This window comes from Calothrix sp. NIES-3974, assembly GCF_002368395.1.
Lineage (GTDB): Bacteria > Cyanobacteriota > Cyanobacteriia > Cyanobacteriales > Nostocaceae > NIES-3974.
This window is the reverse complement of sequence record NZ_AP018254.1, coordinates 3,746,004-3,768,242: the sequence shown is the minus strand read 5'-3', so window position 1 is coordinate 3,768,242 and position 22,239 is coordinate 3,746,004. Positions and strand designations below refer to the sequence as shown.

The following is a 22,239-nucleotide window of genomic DNA, read 5'->3' as shown; positions in this document are numbered from 1 at the left end:
AAAGTTCATAGAAGCGTAGTGGAACGACCGTAAGGGGAATCTACAATCCATAGCTCGCAGGACTTCTGGGAGAGTAACCCAAAATCCATAGACGGGAAGCGGATTGACCGAAGGGTAATCCAAAATCCCAAATTAAACGACTCCAACTGCGGTCAAAATTAAATCTAATAATTTAATCAGTATTAGGGGTGTAATTATACCTCCAAAACCAAAAATGATGAGATGACATTGTTGTAGTTTATTGGGATTATCCCAGGGAAAATTGAAAGCGGTGAATGCTAAGGGAGACAAAAATATAATTGCCAAGGCATTGTAAATTAAGGTGGCAAAAATTGTTGAGTTGAGACTTCCCAAACGAAGGAAATTTAAACCTTGAAGATTTGTTCCGACAAAAATCATTGGCATCATTGCCAAGTATTTGCCAATATCATTGGTGAGGGAAAATAGGATTAAAGCTGCACGAGTGGTGATAATTTGTTTACCAATTTCTACTAAATTGATAATTTTAGTGGGATTAGAATCTAAGTCAATGATACTAGCAGCTTGCTTGACTGCTGGGGTTCCCGTATTCATTGCTAAACCGACATTGGCTTGAGCTAGTGCGGGTGTGTCATCGTTACCGTCACCGACCATTGCGACAATTTTTCCTGCTGCTTGTTCTGACTGAATCAGTGCAAACTTGTCTGCGGGTGTGGCTTCAGCAACAAAATCATCGATTCCCACCATATGAGCAATGACCCCAGCTGTAATGGCGTTATCACCTGTGACCATCATTACCCGTACACCAATCTGACGTAACTTTGCCAAGCGATCGCGGATTCCGGGTTTAATAATATCCTTCAGGTAAATCACCCCATAAACATCATTATCTATAGCCACTGCTAGAGGTGTACCACCTTGTTCGGAAATACGTTGGTAAATACTTTCTAGTTCTGTCGCTGCGGTGCCGTGGTAAAATCGGGTAAATTCTTGAATGGCATTGACAGCGCCTTTATAAACGGTGATTCCATTAGCTAAGTTTGTACCACTGATGCGAGTTTCCCGGGAAAATGGTATGGCTTGGGCATATTTAGGATCAAAATCAATTGTTGCTCCCAGCCTTTGGGCTAAACGAACAATCGATTTTCCCTCAGTTGTATCATCAAACAAACTGGCAATTAAAGCTGCTTGGGCTAATTCTGGCAAAGAATGACCATTGATGGGGATAAATTCCTCTGCCTGTCGATTTCCCTGGGTAATTGTACCTGTTTTATCGAGGACAAGGGTATTGATTTCTCCACAGATTTCCACAGAACTTGCAGATGTGGCGATCGCATTTAGTTGGGTGACTCGTTCAATTGCCGCAATTCGCACTGTTGTCATTAATCCGGCAATTGTGGTGGGTAATAGGGAAACTAGTAAAGCAATGAGACTAGGAACAGTCAGGGGAACCTGTAGATAAATCGCCCAAGCAACTAGGGTCGTTGTCACTAGTAAAAATATACAACTAAATAACCCCAATAACACCGTTATGAAAATTTCATTGGGGGTTTTTGCAGATTTTTTAGCAGCCAACAAGGCAATTACCCGATCAATAAAACCCTCACCGGGATTTGCTGTCACACGGATAATCAATTCATCGGCAATAATTCTTGTCCCCCCGGTCACGGAGCTAGCACTATCAGCACCAGCTTCCTTTAAAATTGGTACTGATTCACCAGTAATTGAAGACTCATCAACACTCGCTGTACCCATTGTCACCTCCCCATCGCAAGGGATTACATCACCCGCGATCGCATAAATGGTGTCACCACAGCGTAAGCTATCGGCTGGTACTTCGCTAATGCTCCCATCCGCAGCTAACTTTTTAGCTACAAGGTGATTCTTGAGGCTTTGCAAATATTTCGCTTTCGCTTTACTGCGTCCACTCGCAATGGATTGGGTCAAATTTGCCAACCAGATTGTGAAAAATAAAATCCCACAGATTAACCCGTTATATAAACGGGGATGGTTTCCCGGAATATGGCCAAACAGTGACGGTTGTACGGTTAAAACCAACATCACTAACATAGCCACAAAGACCAAAAACATGACTGGATTTTGGGTGACAGCTTTGGGATTAAACTGCCAAAAAGCATCCACAACAGCCAATAAATAGGAATTCCGAACCGTTGGTTGGGAACGGGGACGGGGTGGACGGCGATCGCGTGATCGCATGGGTGGAGATGGAGGAGATTTCAGGGATTGCATTTTTCCAATTTGCTGATGAAGGGGGGTATCAATTCGTATTTGGTAAAGACGACCCGACGGATTTATGTAGAGATGACCCGATAAATTTATGTCCAGACGACCCGATAAATTTATATCCAGACGACCCGACAAATTTATATCCAGACGACCCGACAAATTTATATCCAGACGACCCGATAAATTTATGTCCAGACGACCCGACAAATTTATATCCAGACGACCCGACGGGTAGTCTCTACTGCGTTATTACCTGATTCCACTGGTCATTTTTAATCCTTCGGCTAACGGACCAAGGGCTAATACGGGGAAAAAGGAGAGGAAACTAATCATAATGCTTAATAGAATAGTGAAGGAGATAAATAATCCGGTATTACTATTTAATATGACTTCAGTTTCTGTGAGTTGAGGTTTACGAGCCATACCATCAGCCAACAAAATTATGGTCATTATGGGTACAAAGCGACCAAGTAAAATACATAAAGATGTAGTCAGGTTCCACCATAACGTGTTGCTAGCTAAACCCGCCAACCGGGAACCATTATTGGTAGCGCCAGAGGTATACTCATAAATAACTTGGGATAAACCGTGGAAACCGGGGTTACTAATACCGGGAAAGGCTTCTGGAAAGATGAAGGCGATCGCACTAGGAATTAAAATGACAAAGGGGTGAATGAGCAGGGTCATACTGATTAATTGCAGTTCCCTCTGTTCAATTTTCCGCCCTAAAAATTCCGGGGTACGTCCTGCTAATAAACTCATCAAAAAAGCTGCCAACATTGCCAATACTAATAAATAGGCAATTCCCATCCCCTGACCACCCCAAATGATGCGCAGAAACATGCCAACAAAGGTGGAAAAAACAGTTCCCGGCATTAAGGAATCATGCATGGAGTTGACAGCACCGGACATAGTTGTAGTCGCAACTACAGACCAAATTGTACTATCAACCCAGCCAAAGCGCATTTCCTTCCCTTCTAAACTGGGTTGTTCCATACCGATGCGAGAATTAATCAGGGGATTTCCTTGGGATTCACTAATTAGGGCAATTCCTGTCAGCACAACAAATAATGAGACTAATAGCCAAAATAATACCTGTGATTGTTTGCGTTGATTTGCGAGGATACCATAGGTATGAATTAAGGCAGTGGGAATTAATAACATCATCATTAATTCCAGGAAATTAGAGGCAGAACTGGGATTCTCGTAGGGATGGGCAGAATTGGCAGCAAAAAAACCACCTCCACTTCCACCGAGTAATTTGATACTTTCAAAGGATGCTACTGGACCTCTGGCGATAAACTGCACCACTCCTTCTAAGGTTGTCACCTCCAAAGGGGGAGCAAAAGTTTCCGGAACCCCCAAAGCCAAAAGAGCGATCGCCCCCAGGAGGGATAATGGTAATAAAATTCGCGTAATTGCCTTGGTTAAATCCACATAAAAGTTACCTAATGGTTGACCAGTAAAACCGCGTATACAAGCAATTCCCACCGCTAAACCCGTTGCAGTCGCAGTAAACATTAAAAATGCGATCGCGCTGGTTTGACTGAAATAGGAAAGTGCTTTTTCCCCAACATAATGTTGTTGTCCAGTATTAGTTAAAAAGGAAATCGTTGTATGTAAGGCCAAATCCCACCGCATCCCCACAATTTTCATCGGATTTAAAGGTAAGTGACGCTGGGTGACTAATAACCCAAATACCAACATACCCATGAGGATATTAGTCGCCAATAGGGCTTTTAAATATTGCCATCCCGTCATCATTGGGGAATGGCGGATTCCTGCTGCTACAAAAATTACCCGTTCTAAGGGGGACATCATCGGGTCTAGTAGGGACTTCCCCCCCTCAAAAACCTTGGCGATATAACTACCGAACCGTGGTGCAATTACAGCAATCAACGTCAGGATGATTGCCATCTCTAAAAAAGCTTGTCCCATTAGTTTATCTAAAAATTTAATCTCGCTTGAAAATCGGGAGTCGGGAGCAGGTAATAGGAATAAGCTATTGTCCTGTTTGGTTGTGTCCCAACAACATGGGGGATCGACTTGAAAGTGAGTAGGGAAAACCGCTTTCATCTGCTTTTGGTTTGGGCAGTACATGAGAGTTACTCCCAATCAAGAAGCAAGTTTTCGGGATTTGCTCAAAATCCATGAACAGAACCTACATTTTGAGCAAGTAATCCATAGATGTTGAGCAACAGGTTGATTTTCCTACTAATCCCTAATTCCTGAAAGTTTTAGGGAGTAGGGAGAAATCCGGGAACAAAAGCAAGGATTAATTGCAAACAGCAAAACCAACTAGCAAAGTCCAAACTTTTGCACACAATGCAGCGAATTATTCAGCCTGAAAAACAGACCGAATTTCATCAACCGCAACTATTTGTTAAGCATAGAACTCAGTACAGTTTTTCCCGCCAACAAAAAATAGCACCTTTTTCACCACACTCCGCCCAGCAAAAATAAGTAAGCTACATGTAATTTTCTTTGTCACAAAATATAATAGGAATAAAGTGTGCCAGTTTAGTGTCTGGCATCATACATTTTTTACACTTTATGCTCTAGTTTGGCAAGCGGTATTTTCGCCTTGAAAGTAAAACGGTATTACATACCTGATTCAAGGTAGAGCCTTGTGGAATGCATCCCCACCCAGAGCATGGGGATGAGGGATTTAGTTTTTGAATCTATCTGGTGAGGTCAGGGAGTAGGGATAGATACACGACATGTCGCGTCTGTACTGTAGGGGAGGCAGAGCCTTATACAATGCATCCCCACCCAGAGCATAGGGACGACCCAAAGGGAGCGAGACCCTCCCCCTACTTGGCTGTTGCGCATTTGAAGCTGTCTATTCACTCATCTGTGACAGATAACAGTCAACGGTTAACTGTCAACGGCAAACAATTGACGCGAGTTTTAATCCCAAACTAATTTGGTGTTTGCTCCGGTAGCATACACTTATCGGAATCACAACCAGCAGGACCAGCCTCCGCCATTTCACCGATATCATACTTTAACAGCGCCCCGTAGAAATCATCGGTTTTCCGTCTAGCCTCCACCTGTGCCATTAATTGTTCATACTGAAACTGGGAAATGGGTTCAAAGGGTAAGCGAGGAAAGGTTTGCAGGTCATCAAATCTGGCTAAAAGAGCTGCACTAATATAACCCTCATCATCACGGATGGCTTCGTAAATGCGTGTTCCTAATGCTTCCACTTCCCCTTCCCGTAATTCAATCGTCGCCGAGGTGTTATGGGTTGTGTAATATTTCTGCACCTGCATATAAAAATCCATCTGGGCTAAGGCAGTGAATTTACTGATATCAATGGTATCTGCACCTGGTAGATCAGCCCAGGAAACAGCCACGGGAATTTCCACTAACCATTCACTACAGCGTGGATCAAAGGGGTCATGGAGTAAATTGCCATCTTCGTCCTTATCGGATTGGGAGGGGACGATACTATACCCATAATCCAGACAAGCTAGAGCCACCGGGTCATTTTTGCGACAGGTAATCCGGCGAATAAAGCGTTGAGCTTTCGGGGGATGCCAACCGGGGGAAGCACCGGTGAGTAAGGATTTTGTCCCACTGGGTTGCACCGTGGTACAACGATTAGGACATTTGAGATGGTGGCGATCGCAATATTCTTTGACAACTCGATGAACTATATCCCTCCATCGGCTAAGATATTCCTGTTCTTGGTGTTTAAAGGCTAATCCTTGGGGGGTTTGGGGTCTACCTGCATCCCACCAGCGCAACCACTCCACACCAAAAGCATGGACAAAAAAGTCGAACAAGCCAGTCAAGGAGACACCCACAATCGGATCCAGTTCACGACTGTATTGATAGCGAGGTTCCTGGAATTTATGGTGTAATAGGGCAGCAACCGATAAAGCAGCAGCAGTAAATGCTTCCTCCTGTTCCTTGTGGTTATCCGGATCTAATTGATTGAGGTGAACCTCTGCCAAATTACAGAAGAAATTCGCACCGATAATTTCCCCACAGGGATTCAAACCATATCTTCCCAAACGGTGTTCTAATTCCCGTGGATCAATTTGGGGATATTTTGTTTGGAGCCACTCAGCAGCTTGACCGTCTGCATAGGCTTGGAGAAACTCCAATTTGAGCTGCTTGGTGGATAGTAAATCACAATTTGCCCGAGCGATCGCTTCTCCAGCCCATTGAATTGCTCCTTCGCCACTGTAGTACTGTTTGCGGACGGCGGCAATACATTCATCTAAACTCGGTTTACGGTGGAACACACGGGTATGATTAGCCATGCGTAAAGCATCCCGTTCCGGATCAATCCGCCAATTTCCCTCTGCGTCCTGTTGCCATAGATTTGATTTGGCATCGGCAAACAATGTATCCTCACTGATACCTTGACGCATTCCCGCAGATCTTCGCACATTCCCCGCAACCACCACCACGGCAGCTTCATCTATCAGTAAACAACACTCCACAGAATTGAGTCGTCTACCGACTGCCTGATTTAAAATTGCTGCACACCGTCCGTATAATCCCGGTAGTTTAATCGGATTGGCAACTCCACCAAAACCTTTAAGTCTTTCACCCGCTTGACGGACATCACTTAAATCAATCGTAACTTGTACCTCCCCGTCAAAGCGTTCATCTGTGGATAATTCCAACAAACTTTGGTAGGCTTTTACCCAACCTTGACGACTGTCACCGACGTAAATAATTACTTGTCCATCGGCTATTTGAATTTCTGTTTCCTCCCGACGCTGTTCTATAGGTGTTGTACCTATTTCGCCTTGTAAAGTTATGTGAATCTGGTTACGGATAACTGGCAATTTATTGATATACTTCGGTTCGAGAATTGCCCCGGTACCGCACCCCATCATAGCCAGATCCATCATCAGACCGAAGGCTCTCCAGTCTTCCAAGTTTGTCGAGGTACAGTTATAGCCACCGGGAAAATTCTGGGGTTTGGCAATCCAATCCGTTCCCCCCACCCACAACCAACGTCCACTGGGTAAGGATTTGAGACTCCGTTCCATTTTCTCCAGCAATGCGGCTTCGGCGGTAGTTAATTTGCCTAATTCCACTAAACCCCGTAAAGTGCGATCGCAAACTTTTTGCCAACTTTCTCGCACTCCCATCGCATCACGACGGCTGTAGGTACGGAAAAATACGGGATTGGCAACAGGCGCACTTTCAGGAAAGTCTACACCCTGGCGATTTCGTTCCAGTTCTTGAACCATAACTTCTAGTCATATTGCTCTCGGACAGATTATGACTATACGCCAACTAGTGCGAGGAAAAAAGAATTGTCAAATTTGGTAATTTACGCTATTGCTCCTCCAACATGTCTCGATTTGCCCTAGATTTAACATTACCCTTAAGTCCCTCACACCTAGACTTGATATATACCAGCAAATTACCTAAAAATAGCCCGTTTATTCTCATTTTGGTGAATTTATTCATGATTATGCTGGAATATTGTTTATGTTAAGAATTAGGCAATAATTAGGTGGGTGCTGAAAATTGTCATTGAGGAGAGACGCGATATATCGCGTCTGTACTCTATTTTTGCCTTTTGCTTTTATTTATTATCTGCAATTCCTAATGGTATCCCTTGCTCCTTGGCGTTCTTCCCTGAGTCATGCTTTACACCGGAATCGGAAACCCTTTGCTCGCTATTTCCAACTGGCTACGATTGGAATGGATGGAATACCAGCAAATCGCACTGTGGTGTTTCGGGGTTTTGTCGATGGTACAAATCAAATCAAAATTATCACTGATAGTCGAAGTCAAAAATACGACCAAATACGAACTAGGTCTCATGGGGAAATTTGCTGGTATTTTACCGATACCCGTGAACAATTTCGCATTGCCGGAAAATTAATACTTGTTGACAAAGATACACCAACAGATGATGATTTCAAATTACTACGCGATCGCACGTGGCAAGATTTATCGGAATCAGCGAGATTACAGTTTATTTGGCCAAACCCAGGTAAAAAACGGAACCCCAACGATGATTTTACAGTAGACCCCCCCAACCCAAATCAACCTGTGGATAATTTTTGTCTATTAATCCTCAACCCCCTCAAAGTTGACCATTTGCAACTACGGGGTAATCCCCAAAATCGTTATCTCTATGAATGTGATGAGTTTAATAACTGGTCAGTAGTGGAAGTAAATCCCTAGTTAACGTGAGTTCGATGAACCTCACCCCAACCCCTCTCCGCAGAACGGAGAGGGGTAGTAGCCCTCGTGGAATGCGTCCCCACGCGGAGCATGGGGACGAGATAAAGTAGCTTTTCCCACTCCCCACTCCCTATTCCCCACTCCCTAATTTACAAACGAAAGAAAAACCTACCTAACTCCAACACAAGTGCATTCAAAGTTAAGTAGATTCCGTTAATTAAAGCTAAAAATCAATTAAGCTGGATAAATCCGTAATCGACGATTTGGTTCTTCGCCGAAACTATCGGATTTGAGACGGTAATGCTCAACTAATTCGTGTTGCATTTTCCGTACAGATGCGGAACGGGGTAACAATTCAACTGGTTGTCCCTTGGGAATGACAATTTGTTCAACTGCTAAACGCGCTTCTTCTAAAGCGTCCATTTCGTCCTCTGTCCCGTTATGTAACAGTAACTGCAATTCCCGCTCATCAGTAATCCCCGGTTCATCGATATTCAACATGCGTCGCAAACCCCTGGTAATTTGGGGGATGGTACTAGCCTTAATCATATGTAATGGTAAATGACGGGATTTCGCCAATTGCCGTAATTTAGCATGATTTTTGACATGCGATCGCAATGCTAATATCGTATCTGCGCTATCGATATCTTTAGTCAACACCACTGGCAAATTCAAAACGTTAATGACCTGCTCTAACTGGTGACGGCTAACTCCGTAAGGATATACATGCAAAGGCAAATCCTCCCCATTCGCACCAGATTTAGCCGATTCGGTAAACCCAAAATCATTATCGTTATTCCAGGACTGATCCAGTAACCGATCAAACTCGCTTTGCGCACTCGAATAACTAGTATTATTCGGAATATTATTCGGAACAGCTTGCAGGGGAAGCATTTTTCCGGAAGCTCTCCACCCTGAAGGTTGACGGGCAGGTACTAGTGATTCTTCCCCATTAACAACGTGCCCATTATTACCATTGACCGCCGTTAATTGGCGGGTAATATTCACCTTGCCGCTTTCATCCACAGTCCGGACTTGGGGAGTGGGTTGTCTTCCCCGTAACAAAGTATCCACCGTATCAGCCACACTTTCATGCACCACCCAACGGCGACGCTCATGCATTTCCACGGCAATATCAAAGGTGGGCAATGCTTTACGCTCCAGGACTGTTTTTTGACTACCCCGTCGTCGAGCTTCGTCGTCCCCCAAGGTCACAGCTTGAATCCCTCCCACTAAATCAGAGAGGGTCGGATTTTTAATCAGGTTCTCGATTTGGTTGCCGTGGGCTGTCCCAATTAACTGTACACCCCGCTCCGCAATGGTTCTGGCGGCTAGGGCTTCCAATTCTGTCCCAATTTCATCAATGACGATTACCTCTGGCATGTGGTTTTCCACCGCCTCAATCATCACCTGGTGCTGCTGTTCCGGACGAGCAACCTGCATCCGTCTAGCTCTACCAATCGCCGGGTGGGGAACATCCCCATCCCCAGCAATCTCATTAGATGTATCAATAATTACTACGCGCTTCTGTAGTTCATCCGCTAAAACACGGGCAATTTCCCGTAGGGCTGTAGTCTTACCGACTCCAGGACGGCCAAGCATGAGAATCGACTTTCCGGTTTCCACCAAATCCCGAATCATCCCGATGGTTCCGTAAACTGCCCGACCCACGCGGCAAGTTAAACCAATTACTTTTCCAGTTCGATTGCGGATGGCGCTAATACGGTGCAGGGTTTGTTCAATCCCGGCTCGATTATCTCCACCAAAAATACCAACTTTTGATACGCAAATATCAATCTGTGCTTGAGTCACGGGATGTTCGCTCAGATACTCGGCTCCGTTGGGAAACCTAGCTTCTGGGCGACGACCTAAATCCAAGACCACTTCCACTAAACTATCTAACTGCGAATGTTGAGCAAGAATCTCTTGCAGGTCTTGCGGCAATATATCTAAAAGCTTTTGGAGATCGTCTGTAATCGTCATGCTTTTAATGGTGACGTGTTTAATTACGGCAATTGGCGCGATATACGCGTCGGCTGTGACTGTGACTTGAGTTGGGAAACAAGCGAACTAGCAAGCTCGACGGCTTGCCATAGTAAATCTGGCTCCTGTTCTAAGTAAATACTTTTGCGAATTCCAGTTTGATTCACCTCCCTTTCTTCTAATGCATGGATAACCGGTGACAGCAACTTTCGCGCATAACTACCGTAGGCAATCCCCGCAATATAGGAAGATTGCCCAGAATTATGCTTCAATAAGGAGAGCGATCGCAATTTGGCTACGGTATACCCATTCGTACCCCCCGCCAACTGCACATAACCCGGTAAATTTGCTGCCAAAACTTTTTGACCGAACTTAACTGTGGCTTGAGTGGTTCCGTCGCCAATATCTCCACTCATTGCCCTGCCGTCGGTCTGCCACACTAATGTCCCTACCTGTGGCAAAATCATTTTACTAATGAAATTTAAGTACTCTATTATACCTTCTCCATCGGGACAACTAACCGCAACCACCTTCAACCTACGGGCGTGCTTCTCAATCGCAGTCCACAAACGCTGAAACTCCGTATACCTACCTACCTGAGTATGTATCTCGACTGCGCTTACTTCCCCCGATAAAACCAATGGTGCTACTGCTCCTGGTGTAGATACATATGAACTCGTATAAATTATATCATAGGGGCAGACGGGAAGACAACGACCGCAGCCATAACATTTTTCGGTGATTACACCAAGGGAGTGGGGAGGACGAAAAGCGATCGCATCGGCAGGACAAATGGATTGACAGGGGCGGGGACAGTCAGGGGGACAGGATTGGGGATCAAATTCAGCTTTGCGGAAATGGGGGTCTTCCCCATCGTTGAGGCTGACCATGAGTAGGGGAGGTTTATAGGGGGGGAAACCGCGCTGACGGGCAACTGGAGCAAGTTTGGCGGCAGCCGCAAGACCCGATTGGGCAGCCGTGATTACTGCCGGGTCAGCAGCCACATCGATACAATCTGCCCCGGCGATCGCATAAGCTAATGTTAAAGTTCTTACCGCAGGCAGATGTTGAAAACTGGCTCCGCAGATCAACTTGAACCAGTGACCTGCTTTGAGGGAATGCAATGGATCTGATGGATCTAATAGTTTAGTCACAATTCTATTATAAGGGATATGCTGAAAACCCTTTCCATGAACAGCAAGAGTTAATCAACGGAATGGTACACAAAAGTGAAATTACCCGTTCCTGCGATCGCGAGCATCAGAAAAAAGTTTAATTCCCAAGTGTCGGTTTGGGAATCGGTCGGGAGTCTGGGTAGACAGTTGCGATCGCTTTCAGTTCTGATGGGTTTGTTGTAGTAGCTTTAGCGCTACTGCAAACCTTTTCTTACCCATCAAAGTTGGTGTGGTGGAGTACTATTAGTATCAATTTTCAACTACAAAACCAACGCACTGCTGGGATGGAAACGGATTTTAAACAGTCTACGCTTTGTATCGCTGGAAAATAGGGAGTGGGTACAGAAGCAACATGTTGCATCTGTAGGGAAATTGGGAATGAGTATCAAATTCGGCAATTGCGGCGATTCTTGAGCAGAATTAGGCACAAGGAGGAGAAAAATCCTAGTTTTTACTAGTCTCTAACTATAGATTAGTAAGTTAATTTGGGCATCTTAGGTAAAGAAGTCCAAGATCCAAAATCCGTCTTGGAAAGTTTGGTGGCAGAATCAACCTCCCACCAACTGCTTCCCATTCTCCGATTCTTCTTGGCAACGCACAGAAGGCTAGAGCAATCCAAAATCTAAAATCCAAAATCCAAAATCCATTGACCGATACTCAGATGGCGCAACAACAACGACCAATAGCCGCCGAACAGCATATAATATCCCTTGGGCGCGTCCTCCAGAGTTTGCGTGAGGAGGATAATATTGATGTTCTGATTGAGACGACAATTGCGTTTGTCAAGGAGCAGTTTGACTATAGGTTAATCTGGGTGGCTCTTTACGACCGTTTAAATCATGTGCTGGTGGGGAAGGGGGGAATCATACCGAATCAAGAGCGAACCTTGTTGGAGCAGCATTTGGTTTTAAGTCCAGGAGATTTACTGGAGCAGGTTGTGATTGAGCAACGTCCGGTGGGTGTGGCGGATTTGCGCTCAGAAACGCGGATCGAGCCTTGGCAGGAAGTGGCGAAAAAAGTTGGTATTCAAGGGACAATTATTTTACCGATTCGTTACCGAGACCGTTGTCTAGGGATATTGATGATGGGTTCGGAGCGTTGGGGGTATTTGTTACCTGGTGATGCGCGTGCTAGGTTATTAATGGTGTTGGGTGAATTAGCCGCAGCCTTGTATAAGTATGAAGTGCATTGGCAGCAGCAGAATCAGCAACGGATTGAGGAGCCACTACTCAAGTTATTGGCACAATTACAGGCTCAAAGTTCTTGTTTAAGTCGTTTAGAAGATGCGGTGAGGGCTACCCATGATTTTGTGACTCCAACGAGTACGCATATTTACTGGTTTGACCGGAATGAGCGTTATTTTGTACGGCGTGCTAGTAGTTCGAGTTTGACTAACTCTCGACTGCGAGAGCGGAAGGGGCTGGATAAAATTACCGTGGAGGAACTGAGTGATTTTTATTACGCGTTAGCAATTAATGAAACAGTTGCAATTGGGGAAGGGCGTAGTTCTCTCAAAAGCCAGTATACAGCCAAATTGATGGAAAGATTACAAGTGCGATCGCTGTTGGCTGCACCGATTTTTTGGCAGAAGGATTTATTGGGGTTTTTGATGGTAGAATCCCAAGAGGCGCGGATTTGGAAGGAAGGGGAAAGGAATTTTGTTCAAGGTGTGGCTGGTTTGATTTCCTTGGTTGCACCTTTGGAAAACATTGAAGCGACAGTGCGAGAGGTGCAGTTAGATAGTCAACTGACCAGTGAAATCGCCCAAGGAATTTATAGCGATCGCGATTTTGCCAATGTTATGGGTAAGTGTGCGACAAAGACCCTAGAACGGTTTGCAGCGACTAGATTTATCCTGTTGCAATTGGATATTGAACAAAATGCTTATCAAATTATTTATCAAAGTCAACCCGCAAATCGACGACCATTGACAGTTACTTTGGAGGGATTACGGGAAGTTGATTGGCAATTGTTACAACGTAGTGAAAGTGCAATTGGGATTGAAAGTTTAGAGGAAGACTTGAGATTTTTCAATTGGCGTAATCCCCTAGTTGCAGAAGGAATGCGATCGCAAATGATTACCAATTGTCAACCAGGGGAATCTCCCCACATAATTCTGCTGGTTGATTGTGACAGCAATCGCGCTTGGAGTATCCGCGATAAAGATTTGCTACACCGCATTGGTCAGCAACTGCATGTGGTGGTGCGTCAATGGCAACTGAATAATTACAATCAACAGCAACAAAAAATCATGGCTGCGTTTAAAGCATCCCTGCGTACCCTGGAACAAGCTCAAATCAATGCTCTGGAGCAAACTAATCACAATCTAGAAATCGTTTCCCTCCAGCAAATCGCTGCCATTAGTGGTTGTCCTTTAGCTGTACTGATTTCCTGGACTCCAGGAGAACGCTACGGAGAAATTATTCCCGGAGTCAATACAGACAAACGCTTTGCCGTCAAAACCGAGGTGACTATTCCCCTGCGGGCCGAAATTCTGGTACAATGGGCATTGGCGGCGGAAGGGTTATTAATTGCCAAAATTGATGATATCCCAGAAGACACTAAACGTTGGTTATACGGAAAGGAAATAGGTCAAGTATTAATCATGGCTCTACGTACCAACCCGGACTATGAACCGACGGGAGTGGTAATTATGGCTGATCGGGTTGACCGTCGCTGGTCAGAAAGCACTATCCAAGCTAGTGAGATGTTGATCAATCAATTGGCTTGGTCGCGGAGACAAAAACAAGTCACCCAAATTTTACTGGCAGCACGGGAAGATTTACAACAACTCAACTGGTATAAACACCGACGTTTTCAAGAATTGCATCGACAATCTAGCTACATAATTAACCAACTAAGTGAGTTAACCACAACCAACAAAGAGTTAAATTCCCTCCGTTGTCACCAGTTATTACGACAACTGGACACCATCACCTCCAACATCAAAGATGTGTTGGAAGATGAAACTTGGCAGTTACACATACACCAACAAAAAGCACCCATCACCAGTCTCCTCAAACGTTCCCTAGAGCGGGTTGACAACCTACTCAAACAAAACCGACTCTGGGTGGGTGTACACGGTTTAGGAGGAACGGGAGAACCGGAAGGTGAACAAAATTATTCCCCCAGCTTCCAATCATCCCTATTTGTCCTGGGAGATATCCACAAAATCGAATTTATCCTCCACGAACTGATTGTTTCCGCTTGTCAACGTTCCACAGGTAGCGGTCGCATTGATATTTGGTGTCGTCGTCTTGATGAAAGGGCGATCGCTGATTCCCGTCCCGCTTCCCTAGAGGTGTCCATCACCGACAATGGTGTGATTGAATCCCATTTGTTAATGGAACTACACCAAGAAACCCTCAGCGACGTACTTGCACCATCTAGTTTAAATCAACCACCTGGTTTAAATTTATCAATTTGTCGTCACTTAATTCAAAAAATGGGAGGAGAACTCCATTTTTATCAATTACCCGATGGACGAGTAGTCAGTCGTTTACTTTTACCACTGGCGATCGCTTGATTAGGGGTATGGGGGACAGGGGAATAGTATTCAAACCACAATTCCCGTAGAGACCTAGCATTGCTACGTCTACACAATATTTCTATTCCGCAATGCCGTGAATTTAATCATCATTTAACGTGAGTTCGATGAGTTATAAAGCCTGAAACTCTTGTCCAGTATGATTCGTAAAAAATAGAAGTTTCTAAAAACCTCCGAGTATGATGTTGAGAATAAAATCATTAAACCTGAAATCAGTCAGTTATTGACTTTGTTCTCAACTAATGGATGAGGTTACTTTAAACCTTAATGTATATCTTGCACCTTTACGTATACATACGTTGAATTTAAAAATATACGCGATATAGCTACAGTACTATTGTTTGTTTTTAAGGCTAAAATAGTACTTTTAGTTTTATACTGAGTATTTTATTTCCATCAGCTTTTCTTGATGCAAGATGTGAGTTAACTTTCAAAAGTATTGATTCACAGAGATTTTAGCGTTTACAATCCGTCGAATTCACGTTAATTTAATTATTTTTGCGAAATAAACTAACCAACTTATCTTTCCAGTATTTAGGACTGTCCTGGGGACGATATTTCAGGTCAAACATGGATAACAGAAGCAAAGAACCTCCCACCTTCGCACTCATCAGTATATGCAGAGCAAGGGTGATAACTAGGGTCAGCCAAGCTAGTAAGTGTATGTAATAGGGGATTTGCGTTAAATCACCCAATGGTAGCCAATTTTCATCCATGAACTTTCCAGAAATGGCTGCAAATAGTGCAGATATCAACATGAGTGTGTTGGTAATGCGTTGCAGTCCTAACCACCAAATCGGTTTACCAATTTGTTGCCAATTTTTTAGGGTATCCCCTTGAATTAGACGCGATCGCCCGGCTTTAATACAGTAAATTAAAAATAGGGGTAGGGCAACGAAGAAAATTAGAAACCCAAAGGTGCCATGATAGTCAATTAGCTCCCGATTTGCTCTGGTTATACCTAAACCACCAAACCGACCATCCCAACTGTCATACACCAAAAATCCTGTGATTGCGGCAAAAATAATTAGAATGGCATTGACACCATGTAGCAATCTGAAAATTAAGGGTTGATAGGGTTTGGTTTGCGGCATAATACAAGAACTTAGGTTAGGTGTAGATAACATTAAATATTTTAACGTGAGTTCGATGAGTTATAAAGCCTGAAACTCTTGTCCAGCATCATTCGTAGGAAATAGAAGTTTTTAAAAACCTCCGAGTATGATGTTGAGAATAAAATCATTAAACCTGGAATCAGTCAGTTATTAACTTTGTTCTCAACTAATGGATGAGGTTACTTTAAACCTTAACTTTCAAAATCATTGATTCACAGAGATTGTAGCGTTTACAATCCGTCGAATTCACATTATTTTAGTTCGTTAGGATCTATTCTAGTACTCCACCACACCAACAAAAGCCAGGTTCATGGTAAAAATTCATTTCTCTACTACCAGGGATTACCAATCACGGTAAAACCAGCCCAATAAAAAGGATGGGATAGGGCTAAACTATCTAAAGGGGAAATTTCCGGTGGTAAAGGTTCACCTCGATTGACTGGGTTGGTTTTGAGACTGAGTTGACGTTGAATCATCACTATTTGGGTTTGTCGCAGTGCTTCCGCTTTGATGGGTGTGGAACTCAATTGACGGTAAAATTGGGTCATCAAAGCCAAAGTTCCGCCATCATCTACAGACCATAAACTGGCGATCGCAGCTTTTGCTCCCGATTGTACTGCTAAACCAGCAAATCCCAGTTCGGCTTTCGGGTCTCCTAATGCAGTTTTGCAAGCACTTAATACTAATAACTGCACCGTTGGTTGGGCTAACTCTAGTTTTTTGATTTCATTTAATTTAATTTGTCTATCCCAAAATTGAATATAGGAGTTGTCAATTAAACCAGGGGAAAATTCCGCATGGGTCGCTAAATGAACAATTCCAAATGGATATATTTCTCGTTGCTTTTTGAAGTTTTCTAAGGTAAATTCTTCATTCAGTAAGGATGTTCCCTGCCAAGGTCTACTAGTAATACTTGATAATTCGACAGGGACAGCAGGTAAGGGTGATTGGTTGGCAAATTCCGACGCACCCATTGCTAAAATTTGTGTCTGGTGAATTTTATCTGGTTGATAATCAAGTAAATTAAAGGCGGGAATAATTCCTAAGCTATATTTTTCAATTAAAAACTTTTGACCATCATATATCGCTGCTAAAGGTAAACTTCGCAACCCTCCCCCTAAGCAAAAGATAATATTATTAATTTTCGCCGACTCTAACTGGGATTCTACAGGAGCTACCAACCAATCATATAACTGCTTTCCGGTTTTTTGATACTCCTGGGGTGGGGAATATTTGTTAGTAATCGACTGACGAAATCTATTAATCACCTGAATTAATTCTTCTCGTTTGACATTAGTAATTCGTCTGTGTATCGGAGTATTTTCCGGTTTCACCAAGATTAACTCTAAATGGTTTGGTGTTGGAACTGCATACAATAAAGCCGTTTTACGACCACTTTTCCCTAAACGCAATCTCGACATGATATCAACTTGTCTCAGGATACGTTGAATCTGTTCCACCTCCACTACTTGATTTGACGGTAGTTCTCCTTGAATATATTCTTCATATTGTTGCTTCCAACCTAATTCCACATGTCTAACCGCACCGTTAATATCCTTTTTATCTAAGAATTGGGAAAAAGCCTTCGGATCTAATCGGGAAGCTGGTAGCTTATTTGACTGAAGATTAGGATTAATTCCCTGGGAAATGATAGGGAAATATGAGGCAGAGGTGACTCCTGCCTTGACACTGCCAACTATTAAGGTAATTATCAAACTTAGTATAAAAAAAGATGCTAAAAATAGTTTATATTTCTTCATGATTTTTGCTTCCATTTTCCATAATTGGCATATTTTGATTTGAGCAACAAGTCAGATTCTGCCAATTCCAGATTATGGGAAAAAATACTATTTCCTATCCACCAAACTGCATAAAATTAACAGAAAATTCAAGAGACAGGAGATTTTCAGTTTTGGATTGGGAATACAAGGGAGACAGAAGACAGTTGATACCTGACGGGGAGCTTTCCCTGGATTTCTCACAAGTAAGTAATAAGCCTTGAGTAACGGATTGATTTTCCTTTTACTGACTACTCATTACTCCCTGTGAGTTTTAGGGTTTTGCGAGAAATGCGGATTTCGGATGCAGGGGGATTAAATGTATCAAAATTTGAGTGAAATGTTATAAGGATAATTGTAACGACTGTTGGGTGTAACGCAGTGGTAGCTTACTTCTTTTCAAGTACCTGAAGAATTCTCTTTGTATATTGAATTTACTTGTCTCAATTCAACCTACGCAATTCAAGCTTTTAGACCCTAGCGGAACCGTATTAACATACAATAAATCAAAAGTTTAATTAACTCTATGTAACAGTTTGAGGATAAATATATCAGTTGCATAAATCCTGATTTATAATTTAATGTACAAGAGAGTTCCCCATGTCGTTTGGACACAAGCAAACAATAAATATAGCTCATTCCTACTCCCTATTCTCACACTAGAAAAATATCATGAATATTCAACTAAAACCTGAACAAGAAAAAATTATTCAAGCACAAATTGCAAGCGGGAAATATAATTCGGTGGAAGAAATAGTTGATGTTGCATTTAAATTATTTGATAAATTGCAGTCTGAATATGCTGAGTGGATAGAAGAAACACGCCAAAAAGTTGATGTGGCAGTTGCAGAGCTTGAACGTGGTGAGGGGTTAGATGGAGAAACTGTGATCAAAGAAATACTGTATAGTTTAAAAGAGCGCGTCAAGAAAGAGAATAAGTATAGGGAAGAGGGAGTAGGGGAATACTCATTCAAAGTCACAAGTCACTCTGCGATCGCGCAAAAGCATCGGTCGCTACTAACTAAGCTTACCATGTCCACACCAGATTTCTAGAGATGTGACAATGTTTCAAGTTGTAAACGTTGTTCTGCATTTCTTAAAAAATACCCATCGACCATAACTGCACCTAAAATTCTTCCTAATTGGTCGCGTTCGGTGATAATTAGTTGATGTTGTGGATCAAAAGGTAAATTATTCAGAATTGCTGTTACAGAGCGGCTAATAATCTCTAGTACTTCCGGGGAAGTGGGTTTAGATAAAGAAGCAATCGTCTCTGGATCTAAGGTTTGCACATACTGCATTAATATATCACTGCTTTCCGGATGCATCCCAAATTCATCACCATGACTTTGAGGTATATTGCTCATACCACACCTCTTTTAATTTTTATTTTTAAACGTTAGTATCTATCACCTTCATTTTCTAATTTATCAACAGCAAAAAATTTTTTTATCTTATCAACCGAATCAAATTATAGCGGATATCTACCCATCCGTAGTGATGATAATAGGGGTTAAAAATGACTTTTCAAACAGCCTTTAAAATCCCATAGGTGATTCCTAGCATCACCAGAGTGAATGGCATTCCAAACCTTAAATGTTGCCAAAATGATAAACTATATCCTTGGGAAGCAGCAGCTTCTACCATAATTAAATTTGCCACCGAACCAAATAAAGTCAAATTACCTGCAAGGGTAGATCCAGCAGCTAACAATAACCAGCTTTGAGTTGCATCCCTGGGAATAAACGATTGTAGCAGCATCACAGTCGGTACATTAGAAATTAAATTAGACATAATCGCTGTAACTGCTAATAAACCAGAGGAATTAGCTACCCAAGCAGCGAAAAAGTCTACAATATGCAAAGATTTGACGCAGCGGGTAAGTATAAATAACCCGGAAAACATTACTAACAATGACCAATCTACTTCTTTGAGAATTCTTTGAGGTTTAATCCGACGGGTAATCAATAAAACCGCAGCTGCAAAAAATGCTGATTCCGCTAAGGGTAATCCCATCACAAACCCTGTCAACAAACATCCAGTGACAATCGAGGTTTTAAGCAATAAAGCTCGATGTAACCGTAGACGTGATAACTCCAGGACAGGACAAGGTTGGAGCGATCGCACTTCTGGATACAGCAAATATAACCAACCTATTTGCAAAACCAATCCGATGACCGCAACCGGTGCTAAAGCTTGGGTAAAGGTGAGATAACCAATCCCGGAAAAGGAACCCACGAGGATATTTTGGGGATTTCCACTCAATGTTGCTAGCGAACCGATATTGGTTGCACCTGCGATCGCGAGTAAATAGGGTACGGGATTTAATTTCAGCGATCGCCCTAATTGTACGGTTAAAGGTGTGCTAACTAAGGCTAAAGTATCATTCAAAAAAAATGCCGATAATAACCCGGTTCCCCAAGTCAATATCACCAGCAAACCCAAGGGACTGCGGGTTAACCGTAATAAATATGACAATGCTAAATTAAAAAATCCCGCATAGGATAAATAGGCATTAATCACCATCATACTCAACAAAAAGACGATGGTATTTGCATCAATCGCTCCCCAAGCTTCCTGTAAACTCAGAGTTCCTAAAGCAATTAAACCCGCAGAACTAACTAGAGCAATAGTAGCCCTATTCATCCGTAAACCAGGCACATACCCCAATCCTAACCCCAGGTAACTTAGAGCTAGTAACAAAATCTGAATTAACCGTAAAATGCTCCCCAAGTCCCCTCAATGATGGTTATAAGTAAATTATACTTTACACATTCAATAAGTAGGTGGGTGGTGAAAATTGTCGTCCAGATCAGGGCGTAGATACGACCCGACGGGTCGTCTCTACGCCGAATGATCTGTTACGTTGCAGTTTTATGTTTAATTACAGCTACCTAACTTGAAGCTCAGTCACCCGTCAACAGTCAACAAACCCCAAGGGAAATATCTAGCACACAAAGTATATAGAGCGACGCGATCGCTATTCATCATTCACGCAAATTCTCCTCAAATACCATGTATCTCTATGTACTTTACATATCAATTTTTTTTGAAATAATGATATTATATACATCAATAAAACTTGATTGATTTTTTATACTGTTATATTCTGTAGGGGTATCGAGAAAAATAATATTACAGATATGTCGTAACGATATTGACAGGTAGATAAGGAAACCAGAATAAACAAAACATACCAGAATTGAGGAGAGGGGAATGAGTAAGAGAGTTGCCATTAATGGATTTGGTCGGATTGGTCGGTTAGATTTGCGAGCGGGTTGGGGTTGTCCGGAAATCGATTTTGTCCACATTAATGAAATTAAGGGAGGAGCGCATACATCCGCTCATCTACTCAAATACGACTCCGTACATGGACGTTGGGACAAGGAAATAATCGCTAAAGATAATCAAATTTTCATCGATGGTAAATCCTTAAGTTTTAGTGAGTACGCAAAACCAGGGGACGTGAACTGGGATGATTTAGGTATAGATATAGTTTTAGAATGTTCCGGGAAATTCAAAACCCCGGAAGACCTAGCTCCCTATTTTGCCAAAGGAGTCAAAAAAGTAATTGTCGCAGCACCAGTGAAGAAAGAAGCCTTAAATATCGTCATGGGTGTAAACGACCATTTATATGAACCAGACAAACATCACCTACTCACAGCAGCTTCCTGTACAACTAACTGTCTAGCTCCCATCGTCAAGGTGATCCATGAAGGGTTAGGTATCAAACACGGTTTAATTACCACCATCCATGACCATACAAATACCCAGACAATAGTGGATGCACCCCACAAAGATTTACGACGAGCTAGAGCGACAGGGATGTCTCTGATTCCGACGACAACCGGTTCTGCAACAGCGATTGGTTTAATTTATCCAGAACTAAATGGGAAGTTAAATGGATTAGCAGTGCGAGTACCCCTATTGAATGCATCATTAACAGACTGCGTATTTGAAGTGACTCGACCCACCAGTGTGGAGGAAGTAAATAGTTTACTCAAAACTGCCGCAGAAGGCGAACTAAAAGGAATTTTAGGTTACGAAGAATTACCACTGGTTTCAATTGACTACAAAGACGACCCCCGCTCCTCGATTATCGATGCTCTGTCCACGATGGTGGTGGACGAAACCCAGGTGAAAATCCTCTCCTGGTACGACAACGAATGGGGTTATTCCAATCGGATGGTGGAATTAGCAAGGAAAGTAGCCACTATGCTGAAGTAACTGTTGAGAAAAGAATTGAA

At 42.8% G+C, this 22,239-nt stretch carries 15 protein-coding genes; 6 read left to right on the top strand and 9 right to left on the bottom strand.

From position 1 onward, the window contains the following. Positions 1-132: 132 nt before the first annotated feature. On the bottom strand, positions 133-2,229 hold the full coding sequence (kdpB, locus tag CDC37_RS15110) for a potassium-transporting ATPase subunit KdpB (protein ID WP_096626263.1): 2,097 nt from the start codon (positions 2,227-2,229) through the stop codon (positions 133-135). On the opposite strand from kdpB, the gene CDC37_RS24400 reads away from it, so the two are divergent. Next, positions 2,205-2,483: a hypothetical protein gene (locus CDC37_RS24400; RefSeq protein ID WP_157780758.1), complete on the top strand. Its 279-nt coding sequence runs from the start codon at positions 2,205-2,207 to the stop codon at positions 2,481-2,483. The two genes, kdpB and CDC37_RS24400, sit on opposite strands and share 25 nt — an antisense overlap. Here CDC37_RS24400 and kdpA read toward each other — a convergent pair. Further along, a complete protein-coding gene (gene kdpA, locus CDC37_RS15105) occupies positions 2,476-4,164 on the bottom strand; it encodes a potassium-transporting ATPase subunit KdpA (RefSeq protein WP_096626261.1) in 1,689 nt (562 codons plus the stop codon). The genes CDC37_RS24400 and kdpA overlap by 8 nt on opposite strands. 983 nt (positions 4,165-5,147) lie before the next feature. After that, positions 5,148-7,445, bottom strand: a complete 2,298-nt coding sequence (gene nrdJ, locus CDC37_RS15100) for a ribonucleoside-triphosphate reductase, adenosylcobalamin-dependent (protein WP_096622805.1) — start codon at positions 7,443-7,445, stop codon at positions 5,148-5,150. 364 nt (positions 7,446-7,809) lie between these two features. Between nrdJ and CDC37_RS15095 the strand changes: the two genes are divergently transcribed. After that, entirely contained in the window at positions 7,810-8,394 is a 585-nt protein-coding gene (locus CDC37_RS15095; protein WP_096622803.1) for an Npun_F5749 family FMN-dependent PPOX-type flavoprotein, read from the top strand. Positions 8,395-8,628: 234 nt separating this feature from the next. On the opposite strand, the gene CDC37_RS15090 is transcribed toward CDC37_RS15095, so the two are convergent. Both CDC37_RS15090 and ldpA read right to left on the bottom strand, forming a co-directional pair. Next, positions 8,629-10,377: a R3H domain-containing nucleic acid-binding protein gene (locus CDC37_RS15090; protein WP_096622801.1), complete on the bottom strand. Its 1,749-nt coding sequence runs from the start codon at positions 10,375-10,377 to the stop codon at positions 8,629-8,631. 23 nt (positions 10,378-10,400) lie between these two features. After that, on the bottom strand, positions 10,401-11,531 hold the full coding sequence (ldpA, locus tag CDC37_RS15085) for a circadian clock protein LdpA (RefSeq protein WP_096622799.1): 1,131 nt from the start codon (positions 11,529-11,531) through the stop codon (positions 10,401-10,403). A 75-nt stretch (positions 11,532-11,606) separates the two neighbouring features. Between ldpA and CDC37_RS25550 the strand changes: the two genes are divergently transcribed. Continuing rightward, complete coding sequence (locus CDC37_RS25550; protein WP_255408811.1) at positions 11,607-11,735, top strand: hypothetical protein; 129 nt, start codon at positions 11,607-11,609, stop codon at positions 11,733-11,735. Between the two features lie 463 nt (positions 11,736-12,198). Continuing rightward, on the top strand, positions 12,199-15,078 hold the full coding sequence (locus CDC37_RS15080) for a sensor histidine kinase (protein ID WP_330220812.1): 2,880 nt from the start codon (positions 12,199-12,201) through the stop codon (positions 15,076-15,078). A gap of 509 nt (positions 15,079-15,587) precedes the next feature. Here CDC37_RS15080 and CDC37_RS15075 read toward each other — a convergent pair. Next, positions 15,588-16,193, bottom strand: coding sequence for a cytochrome b/b6 domain-containing protein (locus CDC37_RS15075; protein ID WP_096622795.1), 606 nt, complete (start codon positions 16,191-16,193; stop codon positions 15,588-15,590). 353 nt (positions 16,194-16,546) lie between these two features. After that, the gene (locus tag CDC37_RS15070) at positions 16,547-17,974 is read right to left on the bottom strand and encodes a CHAT domain-containing protein (protein ID WP_096626259.1); all 1,428 of its coding nucleotides are present in this window, start codon (positions 17,972-17,974) and stop codon (positions 16,547-16,549) included. A 690-nt stretch (positions 17,975-18,664) separates the two neighbouring features. Here CDC37_RS15070 and CDC37_RS25665 point away from each other — a divergent pair. After that, positions 18,665-19,045: a ribbon-helix-helix domain-containing protein gene (locus CDC37_RS25665; protein WP_330220811.1), complete on the top strand. Its 381-nt coding sequence runs from the start codon at positions 18,665-18,667 to the stop codon at positions 19,043-19,045. Here CDC37_RS25665 and CDC37_RS15060 read toward each other — a convergent pair. After that, positions 19,042-19,359 carry a DUF760 domain-containing protein gene (locus CDC37_RS15060; protein WP_096622793.1) on the bottom strand — a complete coding sequence of 106 codons (318 nt, stop codon included), beginning with the start codon at positions 19,357-19,359 and terminating at the stop codon, positions 19,042-19,044. The genes CDC37_RS25665 and CDC37_RS15060 overlap by 4 nt on opposite strands. 160 nt (positions 19,360-19,519) lie before the next feature. Beyond that, entirely contained in the window at positions 19,520-20,638 is a 1,119-nt protein-coding gene (locus CDC37_RS15055) for an anion transporter (RefSeq protein ID WP_096626257.1), read from the bottom strand. A 570-nt stretch (positions 20,639-21,208) separates the two neighbouring features. Here CDC37_RS15055 and CDC37_RS15050 point away from each other — a divergent pair. Beyond that, on the top strand, positions 21,209-22,219 hold the full coding sequence (locus CDC37_RS15050; RefSeq protein WP_096622791.1) for an ArsJ-associated glyceraldehyde-3-phosphate dehydrogenase: 1,011 nt from the start codon (positions 21,209-21,211) through the stop codon (positions 22,217-22,219). Positions 22,220-22,239: the final 20 nt, after the last annotated feature.

Excerpts from the sequence above, each read along its gene's own strand:
- CDC37_RS24400 (WP_157780758.1), top strand. The coding sequence starts at position 2,205 with ATGGAGGAGATTTCAGGGATTGCATTTTTCCAATTTGCTGATGAAGGG.
- kdpB (WP_096626263.1), bottom strand. The coding sequence starts at position 2,229 with ATGCAATCCCTGAAATCTCCTCCATCTCCACCCATGCGATCACGCGAT.
- kdpA (WP_096626261.1), bottom strand. The coding sequence starts at position 4,164 with ATGGGACAAGCTTTTTTAGAGATGGCAATCATCCTGACGTTGATTGCT.
- nrdJ (WP_096622805.1), bottom strand. The coding sequence starts at position 7,445 with ATGGTTCAAGAACTGGAACGAAATCGCCAGGGTGTAGACTTTCCTGAA.
- CDC37_RS15095 (WP_096622803.1), top strand. The coding sequence starts at position 7,810 with ATGGTATCCCTTGCTCCTTGGCGTTCTTCCCTGAGTCATGCTTTACAC.
- CDC37_RS15090 (WP_096622801.1), bottom strand. The coding sequence starts at position 10,377 with ATGACGATTACAGACGATCTCCAAAAGCTTTTAGATATATTGCCGCAA.
- CDC37_RS15075 (WP_096622795.1), bottom strand. The coding sequence starts at position 16,193 with ATGCCGCAAACCAAACCCTATCAACCCTTAATTTTCAGATTGCTACAT.
- CDC37_RS15070 (WP_096626259.1), bottom strand. The coding sequence starts at position 17,974 with ATGAAGAAATATAAACTATTTTTAGCATCTTTTTTTATACTAAGTTTG.
- CDC37_RS25665 (WP_330220811.1), top strand. The coding sequence starts at position 18,665 with ATGAATATTCAACTAAAACCTGAACAAGAAAAAATTATTCAAGCACAA.
- CDC37_RS15060 (WP_096622793.1), bottom strand. The coding sequence starts at position 19,359 with ATGAGCAATATACCTCAAAGTCATGGTGATGAATTTGGGATGCATCCG.
- CDC37_RS15055 (WP_096626257.1), bottom strand. The coding sequence starts at position 20,638 with ATGAATAGGGCTACTATTGCTCTAGTTAGTTCTGCGGGTTTAATTGCT.
- CDC37_RS15050 (WP_096622791.1), top strand. The coding sequence starts at position 21,209 with ATGAGTAAGAGAGTTGCCATTAATGGATTTGGTCGGATTGGTCGGTTA.